Origin of the sequence: Rhodococcus sp. UNC363MFTsu5.1, from assembly GCF_000686785.1 — a bacterium.
In the GTDB taxonomy this organism is placed as follows: Bacteria; Actinomycetota; Actinomycetes; order Mycobacteriales; family Mycobacteriaceae; genus Rhodococcus_G; species Rhodococcus_G maanshanensis.
Genome location: NZ_JMLO01000002.1, coordinates 326,809 through 346,861, shown reverse-complemented (window position 1 = coordinate 346,861; position 20,053 = coordinate 326,809). Strand labels below are relative to the sequence as shown.

The following is a 20,053-nucleotide window of genomic DNA, read 5'->3' as shown; positions in this document are numbered from 1 at the left end:
CTGTCCTCATGCTGTCCTCGGTCGCGGTACTCCTCGTCGACCACGCCGCCATGTTCGAATTCGGTGTCGTCTGCGAGGTGTTCGGCATCGACCGCACCGCGGCGGGACTGCCCGCCTTCGACTTCCGGGTCTGCGGCCCGGAGGCGGGCGTGCCCCTTGCATCGGTCACCCCGGGCATCACCATCACCCCCGAGCACGGACTCGACGGGCTGCGCGGCGCGGACCTGGTCGCGATCCCGGCCTCCGCGACCCGCACCGACTTCCCACCCGGCGTCGTCGCGGCGCTACGGGAGGCCGCGGACGCGGGCGCCACCGTGCTCACGGTCTGCTCGGGCGCGTTCCTCGCCGGGGCCGCGGGGCTGCTCGACGGCCGCAAGTGCACCACGCACTGGGTCCACGCGGACGAGCTGGCCCGCGCCTTTCCCGCCACCACCGTCGACCCGGACGTCCTCTTCGTCGACGAGGGCAACCTCATCACCAGCGCGGGCACCGCCGCCGGGATCGACGCCTGCCTGCACCTGGTCCGGCGCGAACTCGGCAGCGCCGTCGCCAACACCATCGCGCGGCGCATGGTGGTACCGCCGCAACGGGACGGCGGCCAGCGCCAGTTCATCGAGCGGGCCGTGGTCGACTGCGCCGACGACAGCATCACCGACACCCTGCGATGGATGAGCGAGCACCTCGACGCCGCCCACAGCATCGAGACCCTTGCCGCGCGGTCGACGATGTCGACCCGCACGTTCGCGCGGAAGTTCGCGGCCGAGACCGGGACGACCCCGGTCAAATGGCTGACGACGCAACGGGTCTTGCTGGCCCAGCAGCTCCTCGAGGAGACCGGATACGGGCTCGAGGAGATCGCAGGCCGCTGCGGGTTCGGGTCAGGCGCACTCCTGCGCCACCACTTCCACCGGCAGGTCGGGCTGGCACCCGCCGACTACCGCCGACGCTTCGGCGCCCGCGCCCCTGCCGTTGGTACCGTCTAGCCCGTGCCGTCCCCCGCCCCGCAACCGCCGCTGCGCACCCTCGTGCTCGGCGGGGCCAGGTCCGGCAAGTCCGGCCACGCCGAGGCCCTGATGGACGGGTCGGCGCCGAGCGCCGTCCGCTACATCGCCACGGCCCGCCTCGACGCCTCCGACGCCGACTGGGAGCAGCGGATCGAGGCGCACCGCAGCCGCAGGCCGCGGGAGTGGACCACCGTCGAGAGCGCGACCGGCACCGGGCTGGCCGAACTGCTGCGCACCGACGCCACCCCGACGATGGTCGACGATCTCGGCACCTGGCTGACCGCGGAGATGGACGCGGCCCAGGCCTGGGAACTCCCGCGAGGCATCCTCGCCCCGCGCATCGACGACCTGGTCGACGCCGTCGCGGACCATCGCGGCAGACTCGTCCTGGTCAGCCCGGAGGTGGGGCTCGGGGTGATCCCTGAGACCCGGTCCGGTCGACTGTTCCGGGACGAGATCGGCTCCCTCAACGCGAGGATGGCCCAGGTCTGCGACGAGGTGCTCCTCGTGGTTGCCGGGCTGGCGACCAGACTCAAGTGACGCCGAATTCAAGTGGCACGGTCAAGCGGTACCGCGCTGAAGTGAGAGGTCAACTGTGACAACCGAATCGGGCATCCCATCCGAGGCGGCCTTCGAGGCCGTCACTCCCCCGGACCCGGCCGTCGCGGCCGAGGCCGACGCCCGCCAGCAGCAGCTGACCAAGCCCGCGGGTTCGCTCGGCCGGCTCGAGGCGCTCGGCGGATGGGTGGCGGCCTGCCAGGGCCAGTGCCCGCCCCGGGTGTTCGGCCGCCCTCGGGTGGTGGTCTTCGCGGGCGACCACGGCGTGACCGCGCACGGCGTGTCCGCGTACCCCGCCGAGGTGACCGCGCAGATGGTGGCCAACTTCCAGGCGGGCGGTGCGGCCGTGAACGCGCTCGCCGCCACCACGGGGGCGGGGGTACGGGTGGTCGACATCGCCGTCGCGACCGACACCGACCCCACCGTCTCGACGCACAAGGTCCGGCGCTCGAGCGGCTCCATCGACCGCGAGGACGCACTCAGCGAGTCGGAGACGCTGCAGGCCATCGCCGCAGGCCGCGCCATCGCCGACGAGGAGATCGACGGCGGGGCCGACCTGCTGATCGCGGGCGAGATGGGCATCGGCAACACCACCCCTGCGACGGTGCTGATCGCCGCGCTGACCAACACCGAACCGGTCGCCGCGGTCGGGCGTGGCACCGGCGTCGACGACGCGGGCTGGATCCGCAAGACCGCCGCCATCCGCGACGCGATGCGCCGGGTCCGGCCCGTCACCGCCGACCCGGTCGCGCTGCTGCGGGTTGGCGCGGGAGCGGACCTGGCGGCGATGGCCGGGTTCCTGGCCCAGGCCGCGCTGCGTCGGACCCCCGTCATCCTCGACGGCGTCGTGGTGACGGCCGCCGCCATGGTCGCGGAGGACCTCGCCCCCGGCGCCCGCGAGTGGTGGGTCGCCGGGCACCGCTCCACCGAACCCGCGCACACCATCGCGCTCAAGCACCTGCGTCTCGACCCGATCCTCGACCTGGGCATGCGGCTCGGCGAGGGATCCGGCGCGCTGGTGGCGCTGCCGGTGCTGCAGTCCGCGGTCGCCACCCTCGCCGAGATGGCGACGTTCGCCGACGCGGGCGTGAGCACCGAATCCGGGGAGCCCGCAACCGATTCCGCGGCCGACGACGAGACCGAAGCCGAGGCGCGCTGACGGTGACTGCCGCACTCGGCGGGATCCGGCTCGCGCTGTCCTGGCTGACCGTGCTGCCCGCGCGTCACGATCCCGACGCGCAGGCGATCGACAGGGCCGCGGGCCGTCGGGCCATCGCCGCGACCCCGGTGGTCGGGCTGCTGCTCGGCGTCACCTGCGCCGGCCTGCTCTGGCTGCTGCTCACGGCCTCGCTCGATCCCGACCTGGCCGGACTGGTCGCGGTGACGGCACTGGCCCTGCTCACCCGCGGCATGCACGTCGACGGGCTGGCGGACACCGTCGACGGGCTCGGCTGCTACGGGCCGCCCGCGCGCGCCCTCGAGGTGATGCGCGGCGGGGGCGTCGGCCCCTTCGGCGTGGTCGCCCTCGTCGTCTGCATCGGCGCGCAGGCGCTCTCGTTCGGCGCGCTGGCACAGGCCGGGCAGTGGATCGCGATCGGTGTCGCAGTGGCGGCGGGCCGGGTGGCTGTCGTGCTCGTGTGCAGGCGCGGGGTTCCCGCGGCGGGCCAGACCGGGTTCGGTGCGCTGGTCGCCGACAGCCAGGGCCGGTGGTCGTGCGCGCTGTGGTCGCTGGCGCTGACCGCGGCCGCCGTGTTCGCGGTGCCGGGACGCTGGTGGCAGGGCCCGGTCGTGGCGCTCGCGGCGCTGGGCGCGACGGCGCTGCTGGCGCGGCACTGCGTCCGCCGGTTCGGCGGCGTCACCGGGGACGTACTCGGCGCGGCGGTCGAGGTGACGGTGACGGTGGTCGCCGTGGGATTCGTGCTCGGCGGCTGAGTACGAACCCCACGGCCCGCCCGTCGGAGGTGATCGCTATCCGGAATGGGGGCCGAAGCTCACCCCGTGGGTGTGCACGAGGCTCGCGGTGGCAACCAGGTCGAATTCGATGCCGTAACGCTCTGTGAGGGCGGTCGTATCGGGAACGCCGCCGTCCGCCTGCAACTCCGGAACCTGCTCGAACAGGCCCTCGAGTCCCCCTGGGGTGATGATCTCGAGGAATCGCGCCTCCCGGTCGTCGGGGTTCCACACCGCGTGCCACTGCCCCCTCGGCTTGAAGATCATCGCGCCTGCCTCGGCGTAGACCACCCGGTCGCCCAGAAGCGCGGCGACCCGCCCCGACTGCACCACCGTGTACTCGTCCTCCCTGGCGTGCCGGTGTACCGGCGAGGTCAGCCGCTTCGGCGGGATCCGATGCTCGACGAGGGAGAAGCCTCCGTCGGTCTGATGGTCGCGCACCATGATTCGCGCCCCGGAGGACGCGAGGGTGCCCGCCGGATCCTCGTCCGGACCGAGCACCGTCGGTTCGATCGTCTCGCTCATGCCAACCAGCCCTTCTGACTCGGCGGCACCCTGTGCACCGCAGGAGCCGAATCCTGTACCGAACGGTCTAGTCTGTCAATGCTTCGAAGTATTTCCGCACGTACAGAGCTGAATACATGAGTACCGACTGGTACAGTTGACGACATGTCTACTCGTGATCAGCTCGTCGAGGCGGCCGCGGACCTGCTGCAGCGCCGCGGCTACACCGGAACCGGGATGGCCGAGGTGTTGGCGGAGAGCGGCACGACCAAGGGATCGCTGTACTTCCATTTCCCTGGCGGAAAGGAGGAGCTCGCGGGAGTCGCTCTGCGACACCGGGGTTCGACGATGGCGGCCTTCATCTCACACCTGTTGGACAGCTCGCCCGACTCCGGAACGGCGGTGGCCGCCTTCGCCGCGGCACTGGCGGCCCGGCTGGTGGAATCCGACTACGAGCGCGGCTGCGCGCTGGCCACCGCCACCCTGGACGCCGCCACCGAATCGCCCGTCATCAGGGCATCCTGCGCCGACGGGTACGACTCCTGGCTGTCCCTGCTCGCCTCCCGGCTCGAGACGGACGGCTGGGCGCCCGACGAGGCCGCCGACGAGGCGGTCCTGACGCTCTCCGCACTCGAGGGCGCGCTCGTTCTCGCCAGGGCGCAACAGGATCCGGCTCCGCTGCACAGCGTCGGGCGGATGCTCGCCCGGCGTCTGACGCCCGCCCGCTGAACGATTCCCGGGCCGGGTCGGGCTCGGGCTCTACTTCTCGGGCACGACGCAGAACCCGCCGTCGGAGAACCCCGACGGCCGGATACCCAGGGCCTGGTTCAGCCGACCGCGATGGTTCTCCCATGCGATCGCCGCGGCGAGCTCCGTGAGCTGTGTCCTGCTGAACCTGCCGAGGAGCCGCGCGCGCAGATCGTCGCCGATGTGGGCAGGTGTGCGGCTCATCGCCTCGGCCAGCTCGAGGACCAGCTTCTCGGTGTCGTCGAACTCGCCGCTGTCGCGGAAGGTCGGCAGGGCACGCAGCTGCGCCTCGGTCAGGCCGAGGTCGCGGGCGAACGCCGAGCCGATGTCGAGGCAGTACTCGCAGTTGGTCAGCGCGGCCGCCTTGATCTCACCCAGCGCCTTGAGCCGCATGTCGACCCTCCCGCTGGTCACCAGCGCGACCTCGTGCACGGCGATCGCCGCGAGCAGCTGCGGTCGCCTGCCGAGCCAGCGGAAAGCGTCCGACTTGTTGCGACGCGCCGTGGGGAACACGCGGCGCATCGAGCCGATCTGACGTGCGACGCCCATGGCTCCAGATGTACACCCGGCGCCGGCGCCTCACAAGGCTGCGGCCGCTCAGGCCAGCGTGGACATCCAGCCGTGGGTGTCCGCGAAGGTGCCGCGCTGGATCCCGGTGAGGGTGTCGCGCAGCGCCATGGTCACCTCGCCCGACTCCCCGTCGCCGATGGTGAACTCACCCGCGGCCGACTTCACCGTTCCGACGGGGGTGATCACCGCGGCCGTGCCACAGGCGAACACCTCGGTGATCTCACCGGAGGCTGCCTTCTCGCGCCACTCGTCGGTGCTGATCTTGCGCTCCTCGACCGCGAACCCCGCATCGGCGGCCAGTGTCAGCAGCGAGTCGCGGGTGATGCCGGGCAGCAGCGCACCGGACAGCTCGGGGGTCACCAGGCGCGCCGACGAACCGGACCCGAAGACGAAGAACAGGTTCATCCCGCCCATCTCCTCGACGTAACGGCGCTCGTTCGCGTCGAGCCACACCACCTGATCGCAGCCCTCGTCGGCCGCCTGCGCCTGCGCTACCAGCGAGGCCGCGTAGTTGCCCGCGAACTTGGCCGCACCGGTGCCGCCGGGAGCAGCGCGCACGTACTCGGTGGACAGCCACACGCTCACCGGCTTGACCCCGCGCGGGAAGTACGCACTGGCAGGCGAGGCGATCAGCAGGTACCGGTACTCGGTGGACGGTCGCACCCCGAGCCCGACCTCGGTCGAGATCATGAAGGGGCGCATGTACAGCGAGTCCTCACCGCCGGCGGCGGGCACCCAGTCCCGATCCACCGCGAGCAGCTCGGTGATCGAGGCGAGGAACAGATCGTCGGGCAGCTCGGGCATCGCGATGCGGCGGGCCGAGGCGCGCAACCGGTCCGCGTTCGCCGTCACCCGGAACGAGGCGACGGACCCGTCCTGCTGGCGGTAGGCCTTGAGCCCCTCGAAGATCGCCTGGCCGTAGTGCAGCACCATGGCCGCCGGGTCCAGCTGCAGCGGGGCGTACGGCTGCACGGTCGGGCTGTGCCACCCGCGCCCCTCGGTGTAATCGATCGTCACCATGTGATCGGTGAAGTACTTCCCGAACCCGGGAGCAGCCAGCACCCGATCGCGCTCCGCGGCGGTGGCGGGCGAGGGGTGCGGGATGCGCGTGAAGTCGAGAACACCAGTCATGGCGGGAATCCTATCGAACCGGGTGCGGGCGGCTACTTGGTGTTCACGGGGACGAACGGCGGGTTGACGACCTCGCAGCGCAACGCCCTGCCGCGCACGTCGACGTCGATCTGGTCGCCCGCGCCGACACCCGCATCGGAATCGATGAGCGCCAGCGCGATCCCGACCTTGAGGGTGGGCGAGAAGGTGCCCGAGGTGGTCTCCCCGATCGGGGCGCCGTCACGCATGACGGTCTGGCCCTGTCGCAGCACGCCGCGGTCGAGCGCCTTGATGCCCCACATCTTGCGGGCCGGTCCGGCCTCCTTCTCGGCGACCAGCGCGGCGCGACCCCAGAACTCCGGCTTCTTCCACCCGATCGCCCAGCCGCAGCGCGCCTGCAGCGGCGAGATCTCCGTCGACAGTTCGTGACCGTGCAGCGGGTAGCCCGCCTCGGTGCGCAGGGTGTCGCGGGCGCCGAGCCCGGCGACCTCGCCGCCTGCAGCGCGGACCTCGGCGACGAGCGCGCGGAACACCTTCTCGCAGTCGTCCCATGCGGGCAGCAGTTCGTAGCCGTGCTCACCGGTGTAGCCGGTGCGGCACACCCGGACGGTGACTCCCCCGAAGGTGGCGTCGGCAAAGGACATGTACTCCATGTCGGACGGAAGACCAAGCGCGGCAAGAATTTCCGCGGACTTCGGACCCTGCACGGCGAGCACACCGAACTCGCGGTGCTGGTCGGTCACCGTGATCCCGGCGGGCGCCTTGGCGGCCAGCTCGGCGACGACGGCCGCGGTGTTGGCCGCGTTCGGGACGAGGAAGACCTCGTCGTCGCTGACGTAGTAGGCGATCAGGTCGTCGGTGACGCCGCCCGTCTCGGTGGCGCACAGGGTGTACTGCGCCTGGCCCGGTCCGATCTTGCCCAGATCGTTGGTGAGAGAGGCGTTGACGAACGCCGCCGCGCCCGGCCCCGCGACCAGCGCCTTGCCCAGGTGGCTCACGTCGAAGACGCCGACACTCTCGCGCACCGCGGTGTGCTCGGCCACCACACCCGCATAGGAAACCGGCATCTCCCAGCCGCCGAACGGGGCGAAGGTGGCACCAAGTTCGGCGTGCACCGCGCGGAGGGGTCCCTGCAAGAGTTCAGCGTCGCTCATGGGCGTCCACGCTAGCCGACCGGGGCGTCGCACCCGCACTAGAGTTGGCGCGCAGTTGTTCACCAACAGATCAGGAGATCGAAGTGAGTGCCGCCACGCCCCCCACCGCATCCCTCGGCCCCGAGCTCGCGCTGGCCGGATCCGTCGCCGAGTCGGTGGAGGTCCTCGTCATCGGCCTCACCACCGGCGCCGAGGGCCCGGAGGCCTCGGTCGGCGATGCGCTCGACGACGCGACCGCCGAGGCGGTGCTGGCCGGGCTGGTCGCGGTGGGTGCCACCGGCAAGGCGGAGGAGCTGACCCGGATCCCGGCGCCCGCGGGCTCGGGCGTCGCGAGCATCCTGGCGGTCGGACTCGGCGACCCCGACGACGTCGACGCCCAGCGGATCCGCGAGTGCGCCGGCGTCGCGGCCCGCGCGCTGACCGGGACCACCGTCGCGGCCACCACGCTGTCCGCCCTCGACCTCGGCGCGGCGGCGGAGGGCTTCTCCCTCGGCGCCTACACCTTCACCCGGTTCAAGTCGGCCAAGTCGGCGCCGAAGGACAACGGAAAGCCGCTGGCCCGTGTGGAACTGCTCGTCGAGGAGCCCGGCGACGAGGAGTCCGCGAGCACCCTCGCCCGATCCGCCGCGATCGCCGAGGCCGTCGCCACCGCGCGTGAATTCGTGAACACCCCGCCGAGCCACCTCTACCCGGAGGAGTTCGCCGCCCGCGCCGAGGCGCTCGGCACCGCGGCCGGGCTCGAGGTCGAGATCCTCGACGAGAAGGCGCTCGAGAAGTCCGGCTTCGGCGGCATCCTCGGCGTGGGCAAGGGCTCCTCGCGTCAGCCGCGGCTGGTCCGGCTCACCCACAAGGGATCCGGCGGGAAGTCCGTTGCCCTGGTCGGCAAGGGCATCACCTTCGACACCGGCGGCATCTCGATCAAGCCCGCCGCGGGCATGGAGAACATGACCTCCGACATGGGCGGCGCCGCCGCGGTGGTCGCGACGGTGGTGCTGGCCGCGAAGCTCGGGCTGAAGGTCGGCGTCGACGCCTGGGTACCGATGGCCGAGAACATGCCGTCGAGCACCGCGCAGCGCCCCGGCGACGTGCTCACCCAGTACGGCGGCACGACGGTCGAGGTCATCAACACCGATGCCGAGGGGCGGCTGATCCTGGCCGACGCCATCGTTCGCGCCTGCGAGGAGGAGCCCGACTACCTGATCGACACCGCCACCCTGACCGGCGCGCAGATGGTGGCGCTCGGCAACCGCACGCCCGGCGTGATGGGCACCGACGAGTTCCGTGACCGCGTCGCCCGCATCTCGCAGCAGATCGGCGAGAACGCCTGGGCGATGCCGCTGCCCGGCGAGCTGCGCGCGGACCTCAACTCGAAGGTCGCCGACCTGGCCAACGTCACCAACCACCGGTGGGGCGGCATGCTCGCCGCCGCGATCTACCTCAAGGAGTTCGTCGCCGAGGGCGTGCAGTGGGCCCACATCGACGTGGCCGGACCGGCCTACAACACCGGCGGGCCGTTCGGCTACACCGGCAAGGGCGGAACCGGGGTCCCGGTGCGGACCATGATCAGCGTCCTCGAGGACATCGAGCAGCAGGGCTGACGCCCCGTGAGTCTTTCCGGCCCCTCCTCGGGCCGGAAGGACTCACGGGCGACGCAGTCGCCTAGGCCTCGCGGGCGCGGTTGCGCAGGATCTTCTGCCGGGCGTCGTGGTCGCGCATCCGCTGCGGATACCCGGTCTTGCGGACGTCGTACACGGGGATGTGCAGATCCTCGCCGAGGCGGCGGGCTCCGTGCTCCCCACCGACCGGGCGTCGCGTCCATTCCCCGTCGTTCGCGACGAGCACGACCGTGACCGGCGTGACGGTGGTCTGCGGCTCGACGTAGGCCTCGACTCCGGTGTGCGTGTGCACCCAGTTCGCCAGGTACTGGGCGTCGGGTCCCCGCATGCCGTGTCGGCCGGAACCCGCTCGCCCTCTCGAGAGCCTGCTGAAAAGTCCCACGTCCTACCTCCTCCCACCGTGGCGCGACCGCCCGTTCTGCCCAGTTTCGAGTTTGCCAGCGCTTGCTGAGAAACGAATGTGGAACATGTGACGAGGCCCTCATAGGACGGGCGAATCCGATCAATGACAGGATGGGACCGCGAGGTTCCGCGTCGCAACACGCCCCGTGGACCCGGTACGACCCGCACAATGAATTTCGACCACAAGTCGGCAAACTCAACAACCCGAACACAACTGTCGAGGAGTCAAAAGCATGGCCTTCTCCGTCCAGATGCCAGCTCTTGGTGAGAGCGTTACCGAGGGGACTGTCACGAGGTGGCTCAAGCAGGAAGGAGATACGGTCGAAGTCGACGAGCCCCTGCTCGAGGTCTCCACTGACAAGGTCGACACCGAGATCCCTTCCCCGGTGGCAGGCGTGCTGACCAAGATCGTCGCGCACGAGGATGAGACCGTCGAGATCGGCGGAGAGCTCGCGGTGATCGGCGCAGCAGGAGAAGCCGCCGCACCCGCACCCGCTGCCGCACCGGAGCCCGCCGCCGCACCCGCGCCGGCCGCACCCGCCGCCCCGGCACCCGCCGCAGAGGCACCCGCCGCACCCGCGCCCGCCGCGCCCGCCGCTGCGGTGTCCGGAACCCCGATCACCATGCCGGAACTCGGCGAGTCCGTGACCGAGGGCACCGTCACCCGCTGGCTCAAGGCAGTCGGCGATTCGGTCGCCGTCGACGAGGCGCTGCTCGAGGTCTCGACCGACAAGGTCGACACCGAGATCCCCTCGCCCGTCGCGGGCACGCTGCTCGAGATCAGCGCCCACGAGGACGACACCGTCCCGGTCGGCGGCCAGCTCGCCGTCATCGGTTCGGGCGCCCCCGCCGCCGCGCCTGCCGCGCCCCCCGCACCTCCGGCTGCTCCCCCGGCTCCCCCGGCACCGGCCGCCGCACCTCCGGCTCCCCCGGCACCTCCGGCTCCCCCGGCACCCCCGGCTCCCCCGGCACCCCCGGCGCCTGCCCCCGCTCCGGCCGCACCTGCGCCCGCCGCTGCGGCCGCACCGTCCGGTGACGGCAGCCCGTACGTGACCCCGCTGGTCCGGAAGCTGGCCACCGACAACAACGTCGACCTCGCGACGGTCACCGGCACCGGCGTCGGTGGACGCATCCGCAAGCAGGACGTGCTGGCCGCCGCCGAGGCGAAGAAGGCCCCGGCCGCCGCCCCTGCGGCCGCCGCTGCCGCGGCCCCGGCCGCACCGGCCGCTGGTGTCCGGCCCGAGCTCGCGCACCTGCGCGGCACCACCCAGAAGGTCAACCGGATTCGCCAGATCACCGCGGTGAAGACCCGGGAGTCGCTGCAGACCACCGCGCAGCTGACCCAGACCTTCGAGGTCGACGTCACCAAGATCGCCGCCCTGCGCGCCCAGGCCAAGGCCGGGTTCGCCGAGCGCGAGGGCGTGAACCTGACCTTCCTGCCGTTCTTCGCGAAGGCCGTCGTCGAGGCGCTCGGGGCACACCCGAACGTCAACGCCAGCTACAACGAGGACGCCAAGGAGATCACGTACCACGCGGCCGAGCACCTCGGCATCGCCGTGGACACCGAGCAGGGCCTGCTCTCCCCGGTGATCCACAACGCGGGCGACCTGTCCCTTGCCGGCCTGGCCCGGGCGATCGCGGACATCGCGAAGCGGGCCCGCTCCGGCGGCCTCAAGCCGGACGAGCTTGCCGGTGGCACCTTCACGATCACCAACATCGGCAGCCAGGGCGCCCTGTTCGACACCCCGATCCTGGTGCCGCCGCAGGCCGCCATGCTCGGCACCGGTGCGATCGTCAAGCGCCCGATGGTGATCACCGACGAGAACGGCAACGAGTCCATCGGCGTCCGGTCGATGTGCTACCTGCCGCTCACCTACGACCACCGCCTGATCGACGGCGCCGACGCAGGCCGGTTCCTCACCACGATCAAGCAGCGGCTCGAGGAAGCGTCGTTCGAGGCGGACCTGGGGCTCTAGCTCGACCAGTAGATCGGCAGCACGGACACGCCCGTCGGGGGCACCATCGGATCACCGATGGTGCCCCCGACGGCGTCAGGAGGCAGCACGATGCGAGTGACAATCGCCGGCTCGTCCGGCTTGATCGGGTCGTCCCTTGTGGCTTCGCTGCGGGCCGACGGCCACCAGATCCGGCGACTGGTGCGGCGGCCCGCCGCGGGTCCGGACGAGTTCCGGTGGACGCCCGAGCGCGGCGAACTGGACGAACGCGCCCTCGCCGACGCGGACGCGGTGGTGAATCTGTGCGGCGCGAATTTCGGCGACACCCGATGGAACGGCGTGTTCAAACAGACGCTGCGGGACAGCCGGATCACGTCCACCGACGTGATCTCGCGGGCGGTGGCGGACGCCGGGGTGCCGACCCTGCTCAACGCCAGCGCGGTCGGCTATTACGGCGACACCGGCGAGCGGGTCGTCGACGAGACCGCAACGGCGGGAACCGGGTTCCTTGCCGACCTGTGCCGCGACTGGGAAGCGGCGACTGCGCCCGCCCGCGAGGCCGGGGTGCGCACCGTGCTGCTGCGGAGCGCGGCGGTGATCTCACCGCGGGGCGGGCTGCTCGGTCGCCTGCGTCCGCTGTTCCGGGTCGGTCTCGGCGGCCGGCTCGGCACCGGGCGGCAGTACCTGTCCTGGATCTCCCTCGAGGACGAGCTCGCCGCCATCGCGTTCGCGCTGCGCACCGAGACGCTGAGCGGGCCGGTGAATCTCGCCGGACCATCGCCCGCGACCAACGCGTCCTTCACCGCCGAGCTCGGCCGCGCCCTGCACCGCCCGACGCCGTGGGTGGTGCCCGGATTCGCGGTGCGCGCCCTCGTCGGCGAGATCGCGGACGAGGTCGCCCTGACCGGGCAGCGGGTCCTGCCCGCGGCACTGGAGGATGCCGGATTCACCTTCCACCACAACACGATCGGCGAGGCAATCGACGCCGCGCTGTCGGACTGACCGCCTCCGGCCCGGACCGCGCCGAGCGGGCAGGCCGGCCGGGCGTAACGTGTGCCCCATGGGCGCCACTTCCTCGGTTCGGTTCAGCACGGATTCCCTCGAGGTGAGGAACCTCGGCACAGTCGACTACCTGACGGCATGGGATCTGCAGCGCGAGCTCGCCGCCGAACGGGCCGCGGACAGCGGGCGCGACACCCTGCTGCTGCTCGAGCACCCGTCCGTGTACACCGCCGGACGCCGCACCGCCCCGGAGGATCGGCCCACCGACGGCACGCCGGTGATCGATGTCGATCGCGGCGGCAAGCTCACCTGGCACGGGCCGGGGCAGCTGGTCGGCTACCCGATCGTCAAGCTCGCCGTGCCGGTCGACGTCGTGAACTACGTCCGGCGCATCGAGGAGGCACTGATCTCGGTCTGCACCGATCTCGGCATCGGGTGCGGTCGTGTCGAGGGCCGCTCGGGCGTGTGGCTGCCCGCCTCGCTGACCGGCGGTTCCTGGCTGCCCGAGCGCAAGATCGCGGCGATCGGCGTGCGGATGCAGCGCGGGGTCGCGATGCACGGCTTCGCGATCAACTGCGACGCGGACCTCGGGGCCTTCGACGAGATCATCCCGTGCGGCATCGCCGACGCGGGCGTCACCTCGCTCTCGCGCGAACTCGGGCGGACGGTCACCGTCGCCGAGATCACCCCTGCGGTGGTCGCCGCGGTCTCGGCCGCGCTCGACGGCGAACTCCAGGTCACCGAGCACGACATCGAGCGCATCACCTTCGACGAGGCGGCCGCGGCCGCGCCGACCCGGTTCACCACCCACCGGTTCGCCTGAGGCCCATCGCCTGCCGTCTCCCGGTCGATCGGCGTCCGCACGCCGGGCGTAGCATCGGAGCCGTGACTGTGGCCCCAGAAGGACGCAAGCTGCTCCGTATCGAGATCCGAAACGCGGAGACCCCCATCGAACGCAAACCCAACTGGATCAAGACCCGAGCGAAGATGGGCCCGGAATACTCCGAGCTCAAGGGTCTGGTCAAGCGGGAGGGTCTGCACACGGTCTGCGAGGAAGCAGGCTGCCCCAACATCTACGAGTGCTGGGAAGACCGCGAGGCCACCTTCCTCATCGGCGGTGAACAGTGCACCCGCCGATGCGACTTCTGCCAGATCGACACCGGTAAGCCGGACGCGCTCGACCGCGACGAGCCGCGCCGCGTCGCCGAGTCGGTGCAGGCGATGGGTCTGCGGTACTCGACGATCACCGGCGTCGCCCGCGACGACCTCGAGGACGGCGGCGCCTGGCTGTACGCCGAGACGGTTCGTCAGATCCACGCCCTCAACCCCGGCACCGGCGTCGAGAACCTGATCCCCGACTTCAACGGCAAGCCGGACCTGCTGGCCGAGGTGTTCGAGTCGCGGCCGGAGGTCCTCGCGCACAACGTCGAGACCGTGCCGCGGATCTTCAAGCGCATCCGTCCGGCGTTCCGGTACGAGCGCTCGCTCGGCGTCATCACCGCCGCCCGCGATTTCGGACTGGTCACCAAGTCGAACCTGATCCTCGGCATGGGCGAGACGCCAGAAGAGATCCAGCAGGCGCTGGTCGACCTGCACGAGGCCGGCTGCGACATCATCACCATCACCCAGTACCTGCGTCCGTCGCCGCGGCATCACCCGGTCGAGCGCTGGGTCAAGCCGGAGGAGTTCGTCGAGCACTCCGAGTTCGCCACCGAACTCGGCTTCGCAGGCGTGATGGCCGGACCGCTGGTCCGCTCCTCCTACCGGGCCGGTCGCCTCTACGCACAGGCGATGGCGCACCACGGCCGCGAGCTGCCCGAGGGCCAGGCACATCTCGCCGACGGGGGCAGCGCGTCGCAGGAAGCCAGCTCGCTGATGGAGCGGCTCGCCCGCGCCTGAGCCCGACCACCACTCGGGTGCGATTCGCCTCCGGCCAGGGACGTATCCTGTGACGTATGGCGAACGGCAAGGGCAAGCCCACCAAAGAGGCGAAGGCTGCGGCGAAAGCGGCCCGTAAGCAGGCATCGAAGGAGCGCAGGAGCCAGCTCTGGCAGGCGTTCCAGATGCAGCGCAAGGAAGACAAGCTGCTGCTGCCGCTGATGATCGGCGCCGTCGTCGGCCTCGCCGTGGTGTTCTTCCTGGTCGGCCTCATCTTCGGCATCGAGTGGTTCCTGCTGCCGATCGGCATTCTGCTCGGCGTGCTCGCCGCGTTCATCATCTTCGGCAGGCGTGTGCAGAAGACCGTGTACGGCAAGGCCGAGGGCCAGGCGGGCGCGGGCGCGTGGGCACTGGACAACATGCAGGGCGGATGGCGGGTGTCCAACGCGATCGCGGGCACCACCCAGCTCGACGCCGTGCACCGGGTGATCGGCAGGCCGGGCGTCATCCTGGTCGCCGAGGGTTCGCCTCAGCGGGTGAAGTCCCTTCTCGCGCAGGAGAAGAAGAAGACCGCGCGACTCGTGGGCGACACCCCGATCTACGACATCATCATCGGCAACGACGAGGGCCAGGTGCCGCTGTCGCAGCTGCAGAAGTACCTCGCGAAGCTGCCGAAGAACATCGACACCAAGCGGATGGACACGATCGAGGCGCGGCTGGCGGCACTCGGTACCCGCGGCGGCCCGGCCATGCCGAAGGGTCCGCTGCCCGGCGGCGCCAAGATGAAGGGCGTCCAGCGCACGATGCGCAGGCGCTGACCCTCCCCTCACAACAGAAGTGCCCTCGACGTGAATCACGTCGAGGGCACTTCTGGTTGGAGCGTGGAGTCAGCGCGAGCGGACCAGCGCCGTGCCGGTGGCGCGGTCGTGCATGCCGCGGCCGTCGAGGTCGGTGATCAGCGCGGGCACGACGAACACCAGTAGCACCTGCCGGGCCAGCGCCCGCACGACGCCGACGGGCACCGGTGCGTCGACCCGGGCCACCTGCAGTCCCACGCAGTACTGACCTGGGGTGAACGAGAACAGCGACACGGTGACCACGCCGACGACGAACCAGACCATCAGGATGATGCTGCCGAGCCGGCCGTCGAGCGCGTTCCCGCCGAGGAACAGCAGCGCGACACCGCCGCCCATCAGCCAGTCGATCATGAACGCCGCGAGCCGACGGCCGGTGCCGACCAACGAGCCGGGGCCCGTCTCCGGCAATCCGAGCAGCTCGCCCTTGTAGCGGTTCTCGGTGCCGTCCTCCCCCTTGGGAAGGGCCGCCGAGGGGCCAGAGAGCCAGGATCCGGTACTTCGCGCCATGCATCCAGGATAGGCCCAGCGTGGCGGGTCGATCACGGGGTGTGAGATATACCGTTTTCCAAGACGTGTAACACTGGCGAAACACAACCTTGATTGCTGGGCAACACCAGGTCCATACCGTCTGTCTCGACGCAAGCCGCCGGAATGCACAATCGGCAGGCACCAACTGAAGGAGCACACGCGTGGCGTTCACCACGGCCGAAGAGGTCATCAACTACATAGCCGACGAAAAGGTCGAGTACGTCGACATCCGGTTCAGCGACCTGCCGGGCGTCCAGCAGCACTTCTCGATCCCGGCCTCGGCGTTCAACAAGGACGTCTTCGAGGACGGCCTCGCGTTCGACGGTTCCTCGGTTCGCGGCTTCCAGTCGATCCACGAGTCGGACATGATGCTGCTGCCCGACGTCAGCACCGCGCAGCTCGACCCGTTCCGTGCCGCCAAGACGCTGAACATCAACTTCTTCGTGCACGACCCGTTCACCCGCGAGTCCTACAGCCGCGACCCCCGCAACGTCGCGCGCAAGGCCGAGGAGTACCTGAAGTCCACCGGCATCGCCGACACCGCGTTCTTCGGTGCCGAGGCCGAGTTCTACATCTTCGACAGCGTCGCCTACGACTCGAGCATGAACGGCGCGTTCTACAAGCTCGACGCGGTCTCGGGTTCCTGGAACACCGGCAACGAGCGCAACGCCGACGGCACCCCGAACCTCGGCTACAAGGTCCGCGCGAAGGGTGGCTACTTCCCCGTCGCCCCGTACGACCACTACGTCGACCTGCGCGACGAGATCTCCACCAACCTGCAGAACGCGGGCTTCGAGCTCGAGCGCGGCCACCACGAGGTGGGCACCGGCGGCCAGCAGGAGATCAACTACAAGTTCAACACGCTGCTCGCGGCCGCGGATGACCTGCAGCTGTTCAAGTACATCGTGAAGAACACCGCCTGGCAGCACGGCAAGTCGGCCACCTTCATGCCGAAGCCGCTGTTCGGCGACAACGGCTCGGGCATGCACGTGCACCAGTCGCTGTGGAAGGACGGCAAGCCGCTGTTCCACGACGAGTCCGGCTACGCGGGCCTGTCCGACATGGCGCGCCACTACATCGGCGGCATCCTGCACCACGCGCCGTCGCTGCTGGCGTTCACCAACCCGACGATCAACTCGTACCACCGCCTGGTGCCGGGCTACGAGGCCCCCATCAACCTGGTGTACAGCCAGCGCAACCGCTCCGCGGCCGTGCGTATCCCGATCACCGGCAACAACCCGAAGGCCAAGCGCCTCGAGTTCCGCGCGCCGGACTCCTCGGGCAACCCGTACCTGAACTTCGCCGCGCAGATGATGGCCGGCCTGGACGGCATCAAGAACAAGATCGAGCCGATGGCGCCGGTCGACAAGGACCTCTACGAGCTCCCGCCGGAGGAGGCCCGCAACATCCCGCAGGCCCCCACCAGCCTCGAGGCCGTCATCAACCGGCTCGAGGAGGATCACGAGTACCTCACCGAGGGTGGCGTGTTCACCACCGACCTGATCGAGACCTGGATCTCGATCAAGCGCGAGCAGGAGATCGCCCCGGTCAACCTGCGGCCGCACCCGTACGAGTTCCAGCTGTACTACGACGTCTAAGTCGTCACAGCTGACAACTGAACACACAACGGCGCCCCGACCAGTTCTGGTCGGGGCGCCGTTGTCCTGAGGGGGTCAGTACCGCCGGGCCGCGGTGAAGGGCATCGAGTCGAGGGGCGCCCGCTTGACCGACTGGCCGGGCGTCGGCGCGTGCACGACCATGCCGCCGCCTGCGTACAGGCCGACATGCTCGGTGCCGTAGAACAGCACGACGTCGCCCGGCTGCAGGTCACCCTTGCCGACCGGCGTCCCGCCGTTGATCTGGTCATATGTGGTCCGCGGGACGGACACGCCGGCCTGCCGGTACGCCCACTGGACCAGGCCCGAGCAGTCGAAGGAGTCGGGGCCGGTCGCGCCCCACACGTAGGGCGCGCCGATCTTGGTCTGCGCCGCGTCCAGTGCGCGCTGCCCGTGGCTGACCACCGCATTCGGAGAGATCGCGCCGGCAGGCGGCAGGCCGGGGATCTCGATGTTTCCGAGACCGGGGATGCTCAGTGGCTGTGCCATCGCGGGGGCGACGGGGATCAGCACCGCTCCCACGGTGATCGCCCCCAGCAGCATTCCACGGGTCAGTCGGTTGTTCTTCTGCAGGCGGTGCTTGCTCATACGAGGGGTCCTCCGGGTGGTCCGCTGACCGATGCCTCGTGTGGCTCGGTCGACTGGCGGAACCCAGAGTTCCTTCGTTACCCAATCGAGACATCGGGAGAACTACCCGGACAGGTACCCGTTTCGTGACATTTGGGTACCTGGGGCGATTTGTCTGTTACCTGGGTCGGAATCCGTACCGACTCCCCGGTCGGCTTGCACCCCACACGCTCGCACCGAATCCAGGCGCGAGCGCGACACCCGCTATGGGGTGTTGATGTAGTCCTCGATCGCCTTCTGCGCCTTGGGGTTTCCATTACCGATTCCGATGAGCGCGCCGGTCACGGCACCGGTCGGCAGCCCGATCATGCATCCGGCGAGGCTGCCAGGGAACATCGAGAGGCATCCGACACCGAGCCCGATGGCCGCGCCGATCGCGGTTCCGGCCGCGCCGCCGTTGGCCCAACCGAGATTGAGCTCGTTGAGCATGTTCTCCAGCGCTGCCTGTTTCTGGTCGACCAGGTGCACCCCCGGGATCACCGGTCGCGGCGGGCCGTCCTCCTGGGCGATCGGGCCGGCGTGTGCGGTTCCCGCTCCGGCCGCGATCACCGCCGCGGCGAACACTGCCGATACTGACGTTCGGGTCATCAGTTTCATGTCGATCCCCACCTTGACGACGAAGGACGAGTCGGGACTGACTGTAACTTCCGGTCGCGGCGACGGGTGAGCGAAACGCCGCAATTCCCCTGGCTCCGCCAGGCACCCGCTCATGGACGATCGTCCGAGTTCCAGCGGCGTTTCGCCGAGTGTGCAGCTACCGCCGCGTCGGCCGAGGGCCGGCGACGGCAGGTGCACACTCGGCGGCGGGCCGAGCGCAGCGAGAGTCGGTCTCCACCGTCCAGCGCACGTGCGTCACCAGCGGCTCCATGCTGAGCCTGCTGACCGCGCTCTCGAGCAGTCGGTCATCCCGTTCGTCGGCCGTCAACTCCGCCAGCACCGTCACCTCGCCGGTCTCGGGCAGATCGAACGAGCGCACTGACCGCAGTCGGAACTCCGGGCGGGAGACCGCCTGCACGGCGAGCCCGCGCACGTGGGCCTCGGCGTCATCGCGGCAGGTCACCTCGAAGACGTACTCGGCCGCGGGCATCTCGCGCCCCTTGGTGGCCGGTTGGTGGTCCATCAACCGGCCGAGCGGGCGCAGCAGGGTGTTCGCCGCCATGATCGCCACGGTGCCGATCACCGCCGCCCAGTACATCCCACCACCCGCCAGCGCGCCGATCGCTGCCGTCGCCCACAGCGTCGCCGCCGTGTTCAGCCCCGTGATCGAGGCGCCCTGCTTCATGATCACGCCGGCCCCGAGGAATCCGATACCCGAAACGATCTGTGCGGCAACACGAGTCGGGTCGGCGCCCGGACCGTCGAAGCTGTAGGCACCGAGAATCACGAAGAGCGTCGCCCCGAGGCTGACCAAGGCGTTGGTCCGGAGCCCGGCCAGCCGAGACCGCCACTGTCGCTCGATCCCGACCGCCGCGCCCAGCGTGAGGCCGAGCACGACGCGCAAGATGATCACCGTCGTATCCATTTTCAACTCCTAGTCCCCTGTGCCGAATCGGCGCAAAGGTCGCGAGGGGAAGGACCGAGGTGGGCGAGACCAGTCGTCTCAGCGACCACCGTCAGCCGAAATGCGTTGCGTCAAAACTCGACTGGGCGGGTCGTCCACGGTGGTCACCTCCTGGTGCGTCGGGCTGCCGCACACGGATGGACACCGTCGCGGTGGAACCTGCGAGCACACGAGGCCGAATCCACCATCATCCGATCGGGATTCCGTCGACATGACACCTCCACGTAAGGGCTTTGACACTGCACGACGTATCCCGATCACCGAAGGGAAGCCACTTGGGATCACCCCTTAAGCCGGGGAGATCTGTCCTGATCTTGGGCGTCTCTCGACGTCGTCAGATCAGTGGCCTGTGTTCGTGCAGGAGCCTCGCCTAACGAGGTGCTGCGTTGCCCACCGTAGGCGCGATGCCCGGGC

General features: G+C 70.2%; 21 protein-coding genes and 1 riboswitch. Of the genes, 12 read left to right on the top strand and 9 right to left on the bottom strand.

What is annotated here, in order from left to right:
- Nucleotides 1-8: 8 nt before the first annotated feature.
- The 4 genes from BR31_RS0105355 to BR31_RS0105340 are packed head-to-tail and all read left to right on the top strand — an operon-like array spanning nucleotide 9 to nucleotide 3,494.
- Entirely contained in the window at nucleotides 9-983 is a 975-nt protein-coding gene (locus tag BR31_RS0105355; protein ID WP_027500061.1) for a GlxA family transcriptional regulator, read from the top strand.
- A 3-nt stretch (nucleotides 984-986) separates the two neighbouring features.
- Entirely contained in the window at nucleotides 987-1,544 is a 558-nt protein-coding gene (locus tag BR31_RS0105350; RefSeq protein WP_027500060.1) for a bifunctional adenosylcobinamide kinase/adenosylcobinamide-phosphate guanylyltransferase, read from the top strand.
- 55 nt (nucleotides 1,545-1,599) lie between these two features.
- Nucleotides 1,600-2,721, top strand: a complete 1,122-nt coding sequence (cobT, locus tag BR31_RS0105345; protein WP_027500059.1) for a nicotinate-nucleotide--dimethylbenzimidazole phosphoribosyltransferase — start codon at nucleotides 1,600-1,602, stop codon at nucleotides 2,719-2,721.
- Between the two features lie 2 nt (nucleotides 2,722-2,723).
- On the top strand, nucleotides 2,724-3,494 hold the full coding sequence (locus BR31_RS0105340; protein WP_027500058.1) for an adenosylcobinamide-GDP ribazoletransferase: 771 nt from the start codon (nucleotides 2,724-2,726) through the stop codon (nucleotides 3,492-3,494).
- 36 nt (nucleotides 3,495-3,530) lie between these two features.
- On the opposite strand, the gene BR31_RS0105335 is transcribed toward BR31_RS0105340, so the two are convergent.
- A complete protein-coding gene (locus BR31_RS0105335) occupies nucleotides 3,531-4,037 on the bottom strand; it encodes a cupin domain-containing protein (protein WP_037175577.1) in 507 nt (168 codons plus the stop codon).
- A gap of 144 nt (nucleotides 4,038-4,181) precedes the next feature.
- Here BR31_RS0105335 and BR31_RS0105330 point away from each other — a divergent pair, with 144 nt between their 5' ends.
- Nucleotides 4,182-4,745 carry a TetR/AcrR family transcriptional regulator gene (locus tag BR31_RS0105330; RefSeq protein ID WP_027500056.1) on the top strand — a complete coding sequence of 188 codons (564 nt, stop codon included), beginning with the start codon at nucleotides 4,182-4,184 and terminating at the stop codon, nucleotides 4,743-4,745.
- Nucleotides 4,746-4,775: 30 nt separating this feature from the next.
- Here BR31_RS0105330 and BR31_RS0105325 read toward each other — a convergent pair whose 3' ends face one another.
- From BR31_RS0105325 to gcvT, 3 genes are read right to left on the bottom strand one after another with little or no spacing between them, the layout of a single operon-like run.
- Nucleotides 4,776-5,312 (bottom strand): carboxymuconolactone decarboxylase family protein, encoded by a 537-nt coding sequence (locus BR31_RS0105325; protein WP_027500055.1) that lies wholly within the window; start codon nucleotides 5,310-5,312, stop codon nucleotides 4,776-4,778.
- A gap of 48 nt (nucleotides 5,313-5,360) precedes the next feature.
- Entirely contained in the window at nucleotides 5,361-6,464 is a 1,104-nt protein-coding gene (locus BR31_RS0105320; RefSeq protein WP_027500054.1) for a branched-chain amino acid aminotransferase, read from the bottom strand.
- A gap of 32 nt (nucleotides 6,465-6,496) precedes the next feature.
- A complete protein-coding gene (gene gcvT, locus BR31_RS0105315; RefSeq protein WP_027500053.1) occupies nucleotides 6,497-7,597 on the bottom strand; it encodes a glycine cleavage system aminomethyltransferase GcvT in 1,101 nt (366 codons plus the stop codon).
- Between the two features lie 83 nt (nucleotides 7,598-7,680).
- On the opposite strand from gcvT, the gene BR31_RS0105310 reads away from it, so the two are divergent.
- Nucleotides 7,681-9,195 (top strand): leucyl aminopeptidase, encoded by a 1,515-nt coding sequence (locus tag BR31_RS0105310; RefSeq protein ID WP_027500052.1) that lies wholly within the window; start codon nucleotides 7,681-7,683, stop codon nucleotides 9,193-9,195.
- A gap of 61 nt (nucleotides 9,196-9,256) precedes the next feature.
- Here the strand turns inward: BR31_RS0105310 and BR31_RS0105305 are convergent, their stop codons facing one another.
- On the bottom strand, nucleotides 9,257-9,595 hold the full coding sequence (locus tag BR31_RS0105305) for a hypothetical protein (protein WP_027500051.1): 339 nt from the start codon (nucleotides 9,593-9,595) through the stop codon (nucleotides 9,257-9,259).
- Between the two features lie 253 nt (nucleotides 9,596-9,848).
- Here BR31_RS0105305 and sucB point away from each other — a divergent pair, with 253 nt between their 5' ends.
- From sucB to BR31_RS0105275, 5 genes are all read left to right on the top strand, one after another.
- Nucleotides 9,849-11,591: a 2-oxoglutarate dehydrogenase, E2 component, dihydrolipoamide succinyltransferase gene (gene sucB, locus BR31_RS0105300; RefSeq protein WP_027500050.1), complete on the top strand. Its 1,743-nt coding sequence runs from the start codon at nucleotides 9,849-9,851 to the stop codon at nucleotides 11,589-11,591.
- A 90-nt stretch (nucleotides 11,592-11,681) separates the two neighbouring features.
- On the top strand, nucleotides 11,682-12,572 hold the full coding sequence (locus BR31_RS0105290; RefSeq protein ID WP_027500049.1) for a TIGR01777 family oxidoreductase: 891 nt from the start codon (nucleotides 11,682-11,684) through the stop codon (nucleotides 12,570-12,572).
- Nucleotides 12,573-12,630: 58 nt separating this feature from the next.
- Entirely contained in the window at nucleotides 12,631-13,395 is a 765-nt protein-coding gene (lipB, locus tag BR31_RS0105285) for a lipoyl(octanoyl) transferase LipB (protein WP_037175574.1), read from the top strand.
- 62 nt (nucleotides 13,396-13,457) lie between these two features.
- Nucleotides 13,458-14,471, top strand: a complete 1,014-nt coding sequence (lipA, locus tag BR31_RS0105280; protein ID WP_027500047.1) for a lipoyl synthase — start codon at nucleotides 13,458-13,460, stop codon at nucleotides 14,469-14,471.
- Between the two features lie 56 nt (nucleotides 14,472-14,527).
- Entirely contained in the window at nucleotides 14,528-15,268 is a 741-nt protein-coding gene (locus BR31_RS0105275) for a DUF4191 domain-containing protein (protein WP_027500046.1), read from the top strand.
- Between the two features lie 69 nt (nucleotides 15,269-15,337).
- Here the strand turns inward: BR31_RS0105275 and BR31_RS0105270 are convergent, their stop codons facing one another.
- A complete protein-coding gene (locus BR31_RS0105270) occupies nucleotides 15,338-15,814 on the bottom strand; it encodes an RDD family protein (RefSeq protein WP_027500045.1) in 477 nt (158 codons plus the stop codon).
- Between the two features lie 182 nt (nucleotides 15,815-15,996).
- Here BR31_RS0105270 and glnA point away from each other — a divergent pair, with 182 nt between their 5' ends.
- Nucleotides 15,997-17,433, top strand: a complete 1,437-nt coding sequence (glnA, locus tag BR31_RS0105265; RefSeq protein ID WP_027500044.1) for a type I glutamate--ammonia ligase — start codon at nucleotides 15,997-15,999, stop codon at nucleotides 17,431-17,433.
- 75 nt (nucleotides 17,434-17,508) lie between these two features.
- On the opposite strand, the gene BR31_RS0105260 is transcribed toward glnA, so the two are convergent.
- The 3 genes from BR31_RS0105260 to BR31_RS27495 all read right to left on the bottom strand — a co-directional run bounded on the left by BR31_RS0105260 (nucleotide 17,509) and on the right by BR31_RS27495 (nucleotide 19,600).
- The gene (locus BR31_RS0105260; protein ID WP_027500043.1) at nucleotides 17,509-18,039 is read right to left on the bottom strand and encodes a C40 family peptidase; all 531 of its coding nucleotides are present in this window, start codon (nucleotides 18,037-18,039) and stop codon (nucleotides 17,509-17,511) included.
- Between the two features lie 243 nt (nucleotides 18,040-18,282).
- Complete coding sequence (locus BR31_RS0105255) at nucleotides 18,283-18,675, bottom strand: hypothetical protein (RefSeq protein WP_027500042.1); 393 nt, start codon at nucleotides 18,673-18,675, stop codon at nucleotides 18,283-18,285.
- Nucleotides 18,676-18,832: 157 nt separating this feature from the next.
- Nucleotides 18,833-19,600 carry an MgtC/SapB family protein gene (locus BR31_RS27495; protein WP_051636975.1) on the bottom strand — a complete coding sequence of 256 codons (768 nt, stop codon included), beginning with the start codon at nucleotides 19,598-19,600 and terminating at the stop codon, nucleotides 18,833-18,835.
- Between the two features lie 250 nt (nucleotides 19,601-19,850).
- Nucleotides 19,851-20,024: riboswitch (M-box (ykoK) riboswitch) on the bottom strand.
- Nucleotides 20,025-20,053 lie beyond the last annotated feature (29 nt).